We start from the raw sequence: 12,949 nt of genomic DNA, 5'->3' as shown, positions 1-12,949 counted from the left end.
GGTGACAATCTTTGGCTAGAAAAGTTAGAAACATTGGTAATCAATACACGAAGACAGAAGATAAACGTAAGATATCTAAAAATAAACGCAGAGCCATTATTAAAAAGCGTATCGCATTATTTGGTGGCATTTTATTACTATTTCTTATCTTTTTAGGATTTATGGTATTTAACCAAATTAATCATAACAATCATTTGTCGGATGAACGTGTTAAAAAGGAAGAGGAATATAAGAAGCTACAAGAACAAGAGATTACACTTAAAGAAAAGTTGCATAACTTAAATGATAAAAACTATGTCGAAAAAGTCGCGCGCGACGACTACTCACTAAGCAATGATGGCGAAATCATATTTAGATTACCAAAAGATGAAAAGAATAAAGATCAGTCACAAGATTCAAAAGAATAGTCCAATCAAAATGTAAAATAGCATTGTTAAATTGATTAAACAAGCATATAATAGAGTTAAAACTGAAACAAATCGGGAGGATTTATTTATAATATGTCAATTGAAGTAGGAAGTAAGCTTAAAGGTAAAGTCACTGGTATCAAAAAGTTTGGTGCGTTCGTGGAATTACCTGAAGGTAAAAGCGGTTTAGTACATATCAGTGAAGTTGCTGATAATTATGTAGAAAATGTTGAAGATCATCTTTCAGTTGGAGATGAAGTAGAAGTCAAAGTATTGACCATTGCGGATGATGGTAAGATAAGTCTTTCTATTAAAAAGGCTAAAGCGCGTCCACGTAGATCGCAACAACAAAAACCAAGCCAAAAACCAGAAGACTTTGAAAAGAAACTATCTAACTTCTTAAAAGATAGTGAAGATAAACTTACTTCTATCAAGCGTCAAACTGAGTCAAGACGTGGAGGCCGTGGTTCTAGACGCTAATTCGGTCTTATAATCAATAACATACAAGCGTGGTTAAACCCAATGTTCGTTAAATTTTCAATATTTATGACGTGACCCGATTTCACGAGATAAAGATGTGAAACCACGCGATAAACCTGCAATGAATCGGTCGAGATTTCATATATTTGAATCTTGACCGATTTTTTTCTTACGGATATAATCGTGTTGTAAGTGAGACGTTCGTATCCGTAAGGTACGTATTTTGTTGAAACCTCGTGCCTTATGTGCGCGCAATGTCACTTGTTTCAAAGAAGTAATCAACGTGCTCGGCATCTAATCGAGCGCACAGTATCAGTATCTTAGCGTATAAGTACCTTGAAAGGTGCTTCATTATATAGCGTCATGATGTAAATATAAATGAATGGAATTAAACGTCAATCTACTGGGGTGTCGTCATGAACACTCCTTATTTTTTATGAGGTGAAGATATGGATGTACAATGGAATCACAACCATCATATTGTAGTTGCTGTGTCTACTGGCATTGATAGTATGGTGTTATTACATCAATTATTGACATCATATCGAAACACCTACCACACACTTACGTGTTTACACGTCAATCACGGCGTGCGTGAAGCATCTCATGAGGAAGCTTCCTTTTTAAAGGCCTTTTGCGAGAAACATCACGTACCACTCTATACACATCAGTTAGATTTAAATGACGTGGTTGAACAAGGAAATAGCATCCAACATATCGCAAGGGAAGCGCGTTATGCTTGGTTTGATGATATGATGCGTGACTTAAACGCAGATTTCTTATTAACTGCCCATCATGAAGACGACCAAATTGAAACGATTTTTTATCGCTTAATGACTGGGCGCAGTACGCGTAGTAGCTTAGGTATCAAGCAACTTATCCCTAAACATGGCTATCATATCAGTCGTCCCTTGCTTCATACGAGAAAGGACGCCCTTAAACGTTACCAAGCACGATACAAGGTCCCTTTTTACGAAGATGCCTCAAATGCCTCTAATCAATACGTACGTAACGATATCAGGAACCGCATTTTACCAGAAATCGAATCCAATCCTATGTTGTCGCCTTCACATCTCTTGAAATTGCACGACTTTCACGAACACCAACGTGCCATCATACACCAAGAGGCTCGTCGTTTTATAGACGAAAGCGTAACTTTCAAGGCCCAAGATATAGAGATGCCAAGACAAGCATTTAGCGATTTAGATTCATATATTAAGATGCACATTCTTGATACACTTTTACACGATTTAGAGACAGGTTTGTCCTTTTCTGAAAAGGCCTATCACGAATGGTTTCACCAACTAGAGACATCTGTTTCACAAATTAGGCTTCACACTACAGATGAATGGATAATTCAAATATCTTATGATAAATTTGTTATTACGACGACATTTTCAAATGAGGATGACGTTCTAATTGTGAAACATCATGGTGAATATGATTTCGGTGGGTATCGTATCATGTTTGATCAAAACATGCCGGATGCCATGTTTCCTTTTACGATTCGTACGCGTCGTACAGGAGACAAAGTTCAAATTCACGATGGTAAACATAAAAAAGTAACCCGTCTCATGATTGATTATAAAATTCCGACCCATTTGCGCGCGTCGATGCCGATTGTAAGCGATCACAAGCACCAGATCGTACTTGTGGGTAATTTATATCTACATAAAGACTTGAGAAATTTGCTTGATATTAGAAAATTAGGAGCTGAAAAATAAAATGAAAGACGATTTAAAGGAAATTTTACTAACAGAAGCGGATATTAAAGCGATTTGTGAAGATTTAGGTAAAACCATTACAGAAGATTATAATGGTAAACCTTTATTATGCGTAGGTATCTTAAAAGGCTCTGTCATGTTTATGGCGGATTTAATCAAACATATCGATACGCATTTATCTATTGACTTCATGGACGTTTCAAGCTACCACGGCGGTACCGAATCTACTGGTGAAGTTCAAATCTTAAAAGATTTAAGCACATCTATCGAAAACAAAGATATCTTAATTATTGAAGATATTTTAGAAACAGGTACGACGCTTAAATCCATTACGAACCTTTTAAAATCTAGAGGCGTGAACTCACTTGAGATTGTTACATTACTCGATAAACCTAATCGTCGTAAAGCAAATATCGAAGCGAAATATGTTGGTAAAAAGATTCCAGACGAATTCGTTGTAGGCTATGGTCTCGATTATGGTGAGCTATACCGAAACTTACCTTATATCGGTACATTAAAGCCTGAAATCTACTCTAAATAAAGGGTAAATTTCGTATTTATTTTAAAATGTATGTAAAGTTGAAATACTAGCCAATAAATTCTATTTTGTGTTACAATTTTTGTTAGTTTTATTATTCAAGTAGGAGGAAACGTCGCATGCAGAAAGCTTTTCGTAATGTGCTGTTTATTGCAATTATAGGCGTTATCATATTCGGATTGTTCTCCTGGTTAAATGGTAATGGCAACATGCCAAAGCAACTTTCTTATGAGCAATTTATGAAGAAGTTAGACAAAGGTGAATTAAAATCCTTAACCATTCAACCAGAGCAAAATGTATATATGGTAGAGGGCGAGATGAAAGACGGCGAAGAATATTCATCAGCCATTTTATTTAACAATCAGAAAGAATTAGAAAAAGTCACAGATACAGCACGTGATCAAAAGAAACTCGATTTTAATGTTAAAGAAGAAGAAAAACAAAGCGTATTTGTGAGCATACTATCGACCTTAATTCCGGTTATAGTTATCGCGCTCTTATTTATTTTCTTCATTAGTCAAGCACAAGGTGGCGGCGGTGGCGGTCGCATGATGAATTTTGGTAAATCTAAAGCCAAAATGTATGACAAACAAAAACGTCGCGTTCGTTTCAAAGATGTAGCTGGTGCAGATGAGGAAAAACAAGAACTGATTGAAGTTGTTGACTTCCTTAAAGACAATCGTAAATTCAAGCAAATGGGTTCACGAATTCCGAAAGGTGTCTTATTAGTAGGTCCTCCAGGTACAGGTAAAACATTATTAGCTCGTGCCGTAGCGGGTGAAGCGGGTGCACCGTTCTTCTCAATCAGTGGTTCTGATTTCGTTGAGATGTTCGTTGGTGTTGGTGCATCTCGTGTACGTGATTTATTCGAAAATGCGAAGAAAAATGCACCTTGTATCATCTTCATCGATGAGATTGACGCAGTTGGTCGTCAACGTGGTGCAGGTGTTGGTGGCGGTCACGATGAACGTGAACAAACGCTTAACCAATTACTCGTTGAAATGGATGGTTTCGGTGAGAACGAAGGTATCATTATGATTGCTGCTACAAACCGTCCAGATATCTTAGACCCAGCGTTACTACGTCCAGGACGTTTCGATAGACAAATTCAAGTTGGTCGTCCAGATGTTAAAGGTCGTGAAGCAATTCTTCACGTTCACGCGCGTAACAAACCACTTGATGAAACAGTTGATTTAAAAGCAATTTCTCAACGTACACCTGGTTTCTCAGGTGCCGATTTAGAAAACTTACTGAACGAAGCATCATTAATTGCAGTTCGTGGCGGTAAGAAGAAAATTGATATGCGTGATATCGAAGAAGCAACAGACCGCGTTATCGCAGGTCCAGCTAAGAAATCACGTGTTATTTCAGACAAAGAACGAAATATCGTTGCGCACCACGAGTCAGGTCATACAATTATTGGTATGGTACTTGACGAAGCAGAAGTGGTACACAAAGTTACAATTGTGCCACGTGGACAAGCTGGTGGTTACGCGATGATGTTACCTAAACAAGACCGTTTCTTAATGACTGAACCAGAATTACTCGATAAAATTTGTGGTTTACTCGGTGGTCGTGTTGCCGAAGACATCATGTTTAACGAAGTTTCAACAGGTGCTTCAAACGACTTCGAACGTGCGACACAAATTGCACGTCAAATGGTTACCGAGTACGGTATGAGTAAGAAACTAGGTCCACTTCAATTCTCTAATAAAGGCGGCGGCCAAGTCTTCTTAGGAAAAGACATGTCAGGTGAACCAGAATATTCTGGTCAAATCGCTTATGAGATTGATAAAGAAGTTCAACGTATCGTTAAAGAACAATACGAACGTTGTAAAGAAATCTTACTTGAACATCAATCACAACTTGAATTAATCGCGAAAACACTACTGACTGAAGAAACATTAGTCAGAGAACAAATTCGTTCATTATTCCATGATGGTCATTTACCAGAAGTTAATTACGATGAAGCAGAAGTACCTGAATCACGTGATGATGACTACGATTCTGGTAAATACGGTAAATCATATGACGAAATTCGTCGTGAACAAGATGAAATGATGGATCGTGCGCATGAAAGTCAACGTTCTAGAGATGAACGTGACCGTCGTGCAGCTGACGATAACAATCGTTATGATGACGATCGCACATCTAACTATGATGACGATCATCGTCCTAACCGCGACGACGAAGATCCAAATCGTTTTAAATAATATTGTATTTAGTCTCTTTCTGATATCATACAAGATAACAGAAAGAGACTTTTTTAAAGGAGAGAAAATGAGTTATGACTCAAGACTATATCGTTAAAGCATTAGCTTATGATGGTAAAATCCGTGCCTATAGTGCATTAACCACAAATTCCGTGCAAGAAGCACAACAAAGACATTACACGTGGCCAACTGCTTCAGCTGCGCTTGGTCGTACAATGACTGCAACGCTCATGATGGGTGCGATGTTAAAAGGTGAACAAAAATTAACTGTAACGGTTGAAGGCGGCGGCCCAATTGGACGTATTATTGCTGACGCGAATGCTAAAGGTGATGTACGAGGCTATGTTGATCATCCACAAACACATTTCCCATTAAATGATCAAGGAAAATTAGACGTACGCCGTGCAGTAGGTACTGACGGTTCACTTCGTGTTGTTAAAGATGTCGGCATGAAAGACTACTTTACAGGTTCAAGCCCAATTATTTCAGGTGAGCTTGGTGAAGACTTTACGTATTACCATGCAAAGAGTGAACAAGTACCATCTTCAGTGGGTCTTGGGGTACTCGTTAACCCAGATAATTCCATCAAAGCGTCGGGTGGCTTTATCATCCAAGTCATGCCAGGTGCGGACGATGAAACGATTACCAAACTTGAAAAGGCCATCACGAATATGACGCCAGTTTCAAAGCTTATCGACGAAGGCGTTTCAGCAGAAGAATTGCTTTATCACATTCTAGGTGAAGAAGAAGTAGACATTCTAGAAACAATCGATGCCTCGTTCACATGTAATTGTGGCCACGATAAGTTTTTAAATGCCATTAAAGGCCTTGGCGAAGCAGAAATTAAGCAAATGATAGAAGATGATCACGGTGCCGAAGCAGAATGTCATTTCTGTCGTTCGAAGTTTCAATATAGCGAAGCAGAGTTACGTGCCTTAATTTAAATTAGAGCAATAGAGCCTAATTACTTTTTAAATATTCAGTTTTTTGATATGATTAATTTATATCCGATAAGACGACTAAGTTTTAAATGAAAAGGGGTAATCAATATGGTCAAAAAACCGGTAAACAATATTACAGAAATCATTGGTGAAACACCTGTAGTTAAGTTAAACAATGTAGTAGACGAAGATGCCGCAGATATTTATGTTAAATTAGAATATCAAAATCCAGGTGGCTCAGTTAAAGACAGAATCGCATTAGCTATGATTGAACAAGCTGAGAAAGACGGCAAAATTAAGCCAGGCGACACAATTGTAGAACCAACAAGTGGTAATACAGGTATCGGTCTTGCATTCGTATGTGCAGCTAAAGGTTATAACGCTGTATTCACAATGCCTGATACAATGAGTCAAGAGCGTCGTAACTTATTAAAAGCTTACGGTGCAGAACTTATACTAACGCCAGGTGCTAAAGCAATGAAAGGCGCAATCGAGAAAGCGAAAGAACTTAGTGAAGAACACGGTTATTTCCAACCACAACAATTCGAAAACCAAGCTAACCCACGCGTTCACGAATTAACAACTGGTCCAGAGCTTGTAGAACAATTCGAAGGTAAAACAATTGATGCATTCTTAGCTGGTGTTGGTACTGGTGGTACTTTATCTGGTGCAGGTAAAGTCCTTAAAGAAAAGTATCCTGACATTGATATTGTTGCGATTGAACCAGAAGATTCTCCAGTATTAAGTGGTGGCGAACCAGGTCCTCATAAATTACAAGGTCTAGGTGCTGGATTCATACCAGGTACACTAAACACTGAAATTTATAGCGAAGTTATCAAAGTAGGTAACGAGACTGCTATGGAAATGTCACGTCGTGTAGCTAAAGAAGAAGGTATCCTTGGCGGTATTTCTTCAGGTGCTGCTATCCACGCTGCCATCCAAAAAGCAAAAGAACTAGGTAAAGGTAAAACAGTTGTTACGGTATTACCAAGTAATGGTGAACGTTACCTATCAACACCTTTATATTCATTTGATGATTAATATTAGGCTTTCAAAGGGCTGGGACATTACGTCTCAGTCTTTTTTTATGTCACTTTTCCCTCTTGAAAAGCCCTTTAAATAGGTGCCTGTGCGATAGGGCTTTTCCTAGAAGAAAAAATTAATGATTACGCGTATGACTGATAGAGGAGGCTGAATGTATTTCAGGAGAAGTATCAAGCGGTCGATGCTACATGCTTTACATATTTTGTTATACTAAGAGTAATGTATTGAAAGGGTTGATGACGTTGTCACATACGAAAATTATGGGTATCTTAAATGTAACGCCAGATTCATTCTCAGATGGTGGAAAATATAATAGTGTTGAAAATGCTTTGAAGCGTGCGAAAGAAATGATGGATGAAGGTGTAGATATCATCGACATCGGTGGCGTGTCGACAAGACCGGGTCATACTCCAGTACCGCTTGAAGAAGAGCTAGACCGTGTTATACCGATTGTTGAAGCGTTAAAGGATTTAGATGTAACGCTATCTATTGATACGTCTCGAAGTGAAGTTGCTAAAAAGGCGCTTGAATTAGGTGCGACAATCATAAATGATCAGTGGGCAGGTATGTTCGACCCTAAAATATTTAAGGTAGTAGCTGAATACGACGCCGAAATTGTATTAATGCACAATGGTGATGGCAACCGCTCAGAGCCGATTATGGATGAAATGATGGTTACATTACTTAAACAAGCGAATCAAGCAGAATCGCAAGGCATCAAATCTGAACGCATTTGGCTCGATCCAGGAATTGGCTTTGCGAAGACGCGTCAGGAAGAACAAGTGGTGATGTCTCGATTAGATGAACTCGTAGCGACGGGTTATAAGGTGTTACTTGCGACAAGTCGTAAACGCTATATTAAAGAACTGATGGGTGGCGACAATCGCAGTCATGAACGCGATGAGACAACAGCAGCTACTTCTGCTTATGGAATTATGAAGGGCGTTCATGGTGTTCGCGTGCATAACGTGAAGCTTAATAAACATATTTGCCATGCTATGGATCAATTAAAGGAGAATGAAGCATGAATGATAAAATCTTTCTAGAAGGTATGCGATTTTACGGTTATCATGGCGTCTTAGAAGCTGAAAATGAAATCGGACAAATCTTCTTAGTAGATATCTATTTAACTTTAGATTTAAAAGATGCAGGCGAGTCGGATTCTGTATTTGAAACGGTGAATTATGCAGATGTGTATGAAGATGTAAAAGAAATTATGGAAGGTACGCCTGTAAATTTACTTGAGCATCTTGCTGAGCATATTGCAAAACGAATAAATTCACACTATAATCGTGTAATGGAAACAAGAGTAAGAATTACGAAAGAAAATCCACCTATACCCGGTCACTACAAGGGTGTAGGAATCGAGATAACAAGGGTGAATCAATCGTGAAAGAAGCATATCTAGGGTTAGGTAGTAATATTGGTGATCGTACTGTAGAGCTAAAGGAAGCCATTCGTTTACTCAACTTAAATGACAATATTAAAGTTGTAGCGTCATCACCGATCTATGAGACAAAGCCAGTTGGTTATACAGAACAACCTGACTTTTTAAACCAATGCGTTAAAATTGAAACGGATTTATCACCGCATGCGCTCTTAGAGGTTGCATTAGATATTGAACAACAACGCCATCGCGTTCGTAAGTTCCAAAATGGACCTCGAACACTCGATGTGGATATTCTTTTATACAGTGACGAAATCATTGAAACTGAAGATTTATCGGTTCCGCATAAGAGAATGACAGAACGTGCTTTTGTGATGATTCCACTAAATGATATCGCACCACACCTAGTTGAACCGAGGTCACAACAAACAATCGAAACTTTAGTCGAGCCGGATGAAACAGTAATTAAATACGAAGAAAGAAGGCATTCATAATGTGGAAAATTGGAGATGTAGAAATCAATAACCGCGTTGTATTAGCTCCTATGGCCGGCGTTTGTAACTCTGCGTTCAGATTAACGGTAAAAGAGTTTGGTGCAGGTCTAGTATGTGCTGAAATGGTTAGTGATAAAGCAATTTTATTTAATAACCCTAAAACAATGAATATGCTATATATTGATGAGAATGAACGACCATTATCTTTACAAATTTTCGGTGGTGAAAAGGAAACGCTTGTAGAAGCGGCAGAATATGTCGATAAAAATACGACAGCTGACATCATCGATATTAATATGGGTTGCCCAGTTTCAAAAATCATTAAATGTGAAGCGGGTGCACGTTGGTTACTTGATCCTAATAAAATCTATGAGATGGTTTCAGCAGTTGTCGAACGCGTTGATAAACCTGTAACATGTAAGATGCGTATCGGTTGGGATGAAGATCATATCTATGCCGTAGAAAATGCTAAAATGGCAGAAAAAGCAGGTGCATCAGCGATTTCACTTCATGGTCGTACACGCGTACAAATGTATGAAGGTCATGCTGACTGGGATATCATTCGTCGTGTTAAAGAAGCGGTCAATATTCCTGTTATCGGAAATGGTGATGTTACAAGTCCAGAACTTGCAGAGAAGATGCTTGAAGAAACAGGTGTAGACGCTGTCATGATCGGACGTGAGGCACTTGGTAATCCTTGGATGATTTACCGTACTGTACATTACCTTGAAACAGGTGAATTAATTGATGAACCTCAAGTAGATGAAAAAGTAGAAATTGCTTTATTACATCTACGTAGACTAGTAGAATTAAAAGGTGAAAAAGTAGGCGTCATGGAAATGCGTAAGCATGCATCATGGTACCTTAAAGGTGTTCGCGGTAATGGTAAGGCACGTAAAGCGCTGAACCAAGCGGAGACTGAACAAGAAATGATAGATATTTTACAAGCATTCCAAAAAGAAGTGATGGAAAAAGCATCACTACAACAAGCGTAAACAAACAAAAAGGAGAGTATAATATGTCCGAAGAAATGAATGACCAAATGCAGGTCCGTCGTCAAAAATTAGATGAGTTACGTGAACAAGGTATCGATCCTTTTGGTGAGCGCTTTGAACGTTCATCATATGCAAGTGATTTAAAAGCAGAATGGGATACATTCTCAAAAGATGAGTTAAAAGAAAAAGAAGACGAAAGCCATGTGTCTTTTGCTGGACGTTTAATGACTAAGCGTGGTAAAGGTAAAGCTGGTTTCGCGCACGTTAAAGACTTAACGGGTCAACTACAAATTTATGTACGTAAAGACCAAGTTGGCGATGAACAGTTTGAAATTTGGAAAGGTGCCGATCTAGGTGACATCGTAGGTATCGATGGCGTTATGTTTAAGACAAATACAGGTGAAATTTCTGTTAAAGCGAAATCATTCACACTTTTATCAAAAGCATTACGCCCTTTACCAGATAAATTCCACGGTCTTCAAGACATTGAACAACGTTACCGTCAACGTTACTTAGATTTAATCACGAATGAAGAAAGTACTGAGACATTCATCAACAGAAGTAAAATCCTTCAAGAAATGCGTAGCTATCTTAATGAAAAGGGCTTTTTAGAAGTGGAAACGCCTATGATGCATCAAATCGCAGGTGGTGCTGCTGCACGCCCATTCGTTACACACCACAACGCTTTAGATGCAACGCTTTACATGCGTATAGCTATCGAATTACACCTTAAACGTTTAATTGTGGGTGGCCTTGAAAAAGTTTATGAAATTGGTCGCGTATTCCGTAACGAAGGTGTATCTACGCGTCACAACCCTGAATTCACAATGATTGAATTATATGAAGCTTATGCGGATTATGATGACATTATGAATTTAACGGAAGAACTTGTTGCGCACGTAGCTCAAAAAGTACTAGGCACAACTAAAGTACAATATGGCGAAGAAACAATCGATCTAGAACCTAAATGGAGACGTCTACACATTGTAGATGCCGTTAAAGAGGCGACTGGTGTTAACTTCTATGACGTTAAGACAGATGAAGAAGCACAAGCATTAGCTAAAGAGCATGGCATTGAAATTGAATCACATATGAAATACGGCCATGTATTAAATGAATTCTTCGAGCAAAAAGTAGAAGAAACACTTATTCAACCAACATTCATTTACGGACATCCAATTGAAATTTCTCCTTTAGCAAAGAAAAACGCTGAAGACCCTCGTTTCACAGACAGATTCGAGTTATTTATCGTAGGTCGTGAGCATGCGAACGCATTTACAGAGTTAAACGACCCTATCGACCAAAGAGAACGTTTTGAAGCACAAATCGTTGAACGTGAACAAGGTAATGATGAAGCGCATGAAATGGATCATGACTTTATCGAAGCATTAGAATACGGTATGCCGCCAACAGGTGGTTTAGGTATCGGTATTGACCGCTTAGTTATGTTACTAACTGATTCACCATCTATCAGAGACGTTCTATTATTCCCTTACATGAGACAGAAGTAATCTGCTTAAATGTAAACAGTAGAATACATGAACTAGGTAGTAGCACATCACACTACTATCTAGTTTTTTTATTTTTGAAAAGCCTATTAAATTCAACATCTGAAAGAGTTATACTTAATTATCTCGAAAAAGTTTAAAAAAGTTTGGTAAATATGTTGACTTTTCCCTTGAAATTTATTACTATATAAAAGTCGCCGATAAACGACGTAAACGTTAAGTAAACACTTCGTAAAAAACTTTAATAAAGTGTAAAATTAACTATTGAAATCACTTAACAAAACAGTTATCATATTAAAAGTAAGTTAATTAATTGTCTGGTGACAATAGCAAAGAGGTCACACCTGTTCCCATGCCGAACACAGAAGTTAAGTTCTTTAGCGCCGATGGTAGTCGGACTTACGTTCCGCAAGAGTAGGACGTTGCCAGGCAATATTATAGATGGAGAATTAGCTCAGCTGGGAGAGCATCTGCCTTACAAGCAGGGGGTCGGCGGTTCGAACCCGTCATTCTCCACCATTTAAAACTAGCCGGCCTAGCTCAACTGGTAGAGCAACTGACTTGTAATCAGTAGGTTGGGGGTTCAAGTCCTCTGGCCGGCACCATCTTTGAGCCATTAGCTCAGTTGGTAGAGCATCTGACTTTTAATCAGAGGGTCAGAGGTTCGAATCCTCTATGGCTCACCATTTGAATATTATTGAGCAGAAGTAGTTCAGCGGTAGAATACAACCTTGCCAAGGTTGGGGTCGCGGGTTCGAATCCCGTCTTCTGCTCCATTATTTTTGCCGGGGTGGCGGAACTGGCAGACGCACAGGACTTAAAATCCTGCGGTAAGAGATTACCGTACCGGTTCGATTCCGGTCCTCGGCACCATTATTTTGCGCCCGTAGCTCAACTGGATAGAGCGTTTGACTACGGATCAAAAGGCTATGGGTTCGACTCCTATCGGGCGCGCCATTTTAATATTTACGGGAAGTAGCTCAGCTTGGTAGAGCACTTGGTTTGGGACCAAGGGGTCGCAGGTTCGAATCCTGTCTTCCCGACTCTTTTTCAAAACAATGGGGGATTAGCTCAGCTGGGAGAGCGCCTGCTTTGCACGCAGGAGGTCAGCGGTTCGAACCCGCTATTCTCCACCATTATTATTTATAAGAACATTGAAAACTGAATGACAATATGTCAACGTTAATTCTTGATAAATGTTGTTGTGACAGTCAGTCG

At 38.9% G+C, this 12,949-nt stretch carries 12 protein-coding genes, 8 tRNA genes and 1 rRNA gene; all 21 read left to right on the top strand.

Translation table 11 applies throughout. The annotated features are described in order from the left end of the window. Window positions 1-11: 11 nt before the first annotated feature. Complete coding sequence (locus tag A33S_RS0100105) at window positions 12-407, top strand: FtsB family cell division protein (RefSeq protein WP_009384585.1); 396 nt, start codon at window positions 12-14, stop codon at window positions 405-407. 93 nt (window positions 408-500) lie between these two features. Further along, complete coding sequence (locus A33S_RS0100100; RefSeq protein ID WP_009384587.1) at window positions 501-887, top strand: S1 domain-containing RNA-binding protein; 387 nt, start codon at window positions 501-503, stop codon at window positions 885-887. A gap of 449 nt (window positions 888-1,336) precedes the next feature. Then, entirely contained in the window at window positions 1,337-2,611 is a 1,275-nt protein-coding gene (gene tilS, locus A33S_RS0100095) for a tRNA lysidine(34) synthetase TilS (RefSeq protein WP_017176436.1), read from the top strand. A 1-nt stretch (window position 2,612) separates the two neighbouring features. Beyond that, complete coding sequence (gene hpt, locus A33S_RS0100090; protein ID WP_009384591.1) at window positions 2,613-3,152, top strand: hypoxanthine phosphoribosyltransferase; 540 nt, start codon at window positions 2,613-2,615, stop codon at window positions 3,150-3,152. A 116-nt stretch (window positions 3,153-3,268) separates the two neighbouring features. After that, complete coding sequence (gene ftsH / locus A33S_RS0100085; RefSeq protein ID WP_009384593.1) at window positions 3,269-5,362, top strand: ATP-dependent zinc metalloprotease FtsH; 2,094 nt, start codon at window positions 3,269-3,271, stop codon at window positions 5,360-5,362. 74 nt (window positions 5,363-5,436) lie between these two features. Then, entirely contained in the window at window positions 5,437-6,306 is an 870-nt protein-coding gene (gene hslO, locus A33S_RS0100080; RefSeq protein ID WP_009384594.1) for an Hsp33 family molecular chaperone HslO, read from the top strand. Between the two features lie 105 nt (window positions 6,307-6,411). After that, window positions 6,412-7,344 (top strand): cysteine synthase A, encoded by a 933-nt coding sequence (cysK, locus tag A33S_RS0100075; protein WP_009384596.1) that lies wholly within the window; start codon window positions 6,412-6,414, stop codon window positions 7,342-7,344. Window positions 7,345-7,589: 245 nt separating this feature from the next. Next, entirely contained in the window at window positions 7,590-8,375 is a 786-nt protein-coding gene (gene folP / locus A33S_RS0100070; RefSeq protein WP_009384598.1) for a dihydropteroate synthase, read from the top strand. After that, window positions 8,372-8,740 (top strand): dihydroneopterin aldolase, encoded by a 369-nt coding sequence (gene folB / locus A33S_RS0100065; RefSeq protein ID WP_009384599.1) that lies wholly within the window; start codon window positions 8,372-8,374, stop codon window positions 8,738-8,740. The genes folP and folB overlap by 4 nt, the downstream gene beginning before the upstream one ends. Next, window positions 8,737-9,228 carry a 2-amino-4-hydroxy-6-hydroxymethyldihydropteridine diphosphokinase gene (folK, locus tag A33S_RS0100060; RefSeq protein WP_009384600.1) on the top strand — a complete coding sequence of 164 codons (492 nt, stop codon included), beginning with the start codon at window positions 8,737-8,739 and terminating at the stop codon, window positions 9,226-9,228. Before folB ends, folK begins: the two co-directional genes overlap by 4 nt. Further along, on the top strand, window positions 9,228-10,223 hold the full coding sequence (gene dusB / locus A33S_RS0100055) for a tRNA dihydrouridine synthase DusB (protein ID WP_009384601.1): 996 nt from the start codon (window positions 9,228-9,230) through the stop codon (window positions 10,221-10,223). Before folK ends, dusB begins: the two co-directional genes overlap by 1 nt. A 23-nt stretch (window positions 10,224-10,246) precedes the next feature. Beyond that, complete coding sequence (lysS, locus tag A33S_RS0100050; protein WP_009384603.1) at window positions 10,247-11,734, top strand: lysine--tRNA ligase; 1,488 nt, start codon at window positions 10,247-10,249, stop codon at window positions 11,732-11,734. A gap of 313 nt (window positions 11,735-12,047) precedes the next feature. Then, a 5S ribosomal RNA gene (gene rrf / locus A33S_RS0100045) occupies window positions 12,048-12,162 on the top strand. Between the two features lie 12 nt (window positions 12,163-12,174). After that, window positions 12,175-12,250, top strand: a tRNA-Val gene (locus A33S_RS0100040). Window positions 12,251-12,260: 10 nt separating this feature from the next. Beyond that, a tRNA-Thr gene (locus tag A33S_RS0100035) sits at window positions 12,261-12,336 on the top strand. 5 nt (window positions 12,337-12,341) lie between these two features. Next, window positions 12,342-12,417, top strand: a tRNA-Lys gene (locus A33S_RS0100030). A 15-nt stretch (window positions 12,418-12,432) separates the two neighbouring features. Then, window positions 12,433-12,507: transfer RNA gene (locus A33S_RS0100025), tRNA-Gly, on the top strand. Window positions 12,508-12,515: 8 nt separating this feature from the next. Beyond that, window positions 12,516-12,604, top strand: a tRNA-Leu gene (locus tag A33S_RS0100020). Window positions 12,605-12,611: 7 nt separating this feature from the next. After that, window positions 12,612-12,688 (top strand) — tRNA-Arg (locus A33S_RS0100015). Window positions 12,689-12,700: 12 nt separating this feature from the next. After that, window positions 12,701-12,774: transfer RNA gene (locus A33S_RS0100010), tRNA-Pro, on the top strand. A 17-nt stretch (window positions 12,775-12,791) separates the two neighbouring features. Beyond that, window positions 12,792-12,867, top strand: a tRNA-Ala gene (locus A33S_RS0100005). Window positions 12,868-12,949 lie beyond the last annotated feature (82 nt).

It is taken from the genome of Staphylococcus massiliensis CCUG 55927, assembly GCF_000298075.1.
Taxonomy (GTDB): Bacteria; Bacillota; Bacilli; order Staphylococcales; family Staphylococcaceae; genus Staphylococcus; species Staphylococcus massiliensis.
This window is presented reverse-complemented; position numbering and strand designations above follow the sequence as displayed.

Coding starts and splice junctions, on each gene's coding strand:
- A33S_RS0100100 (WP_009384587.1), top strand. CDS start 501: ATGTCAATTGAAGTAGGAAGTAAGCTTAAAGGTAAAGTCACTGGTATC.
- tilS (WP_017176436.1), top strand. CDS start 1,337: ATGGATGTACAATGGAATCACAACCATCATATTGTAGTTGCTGTGTCT.
- hpt (WP_009384591.1), top strand. CDS start 2,613: ATGAAAGACGATTTAAAGGAAATTTTACTAACAGAAGCGGATATTAAA.
- ftsH (WP_009384593.1), top strand. CDS start 3,269: ATGCAGAAAGCTTTTCGTAATGTGCTGTTTATTGCAATTATAGGCGTT.
- hslO (WP_009384594.1), top strand. CDS start 5,437: ATGACTCAAGACTATATCGTTAAAGCATTAGCTTATGATGGTAAAATC.
- cysK (WP_009384596.1), top strand. CDS start 6,412: ATGGTCAAAAAACCGGTAAACAATATTACAGAAATCATTGGTGAAACA.
- folB (WP_009384599.1), top strand. CDS start 8,372: ATGAATGATAAAATCTTTCTAGAAGGTATGCGATTTTACGGTTATCAT.
- dusB (WP_009384601.1), top strand. CDS start 9,228: ATGTGGAAAATTGGAGATGTAGAAATCAATAACCGCGTTGTATTAGCT.
- lysS (WP_009384603.1), top strand. CDS start 10,247: ATGTCCGAAGAAATGAATGACCAAATGCAGGTCCGTCGTCAAAAATTA.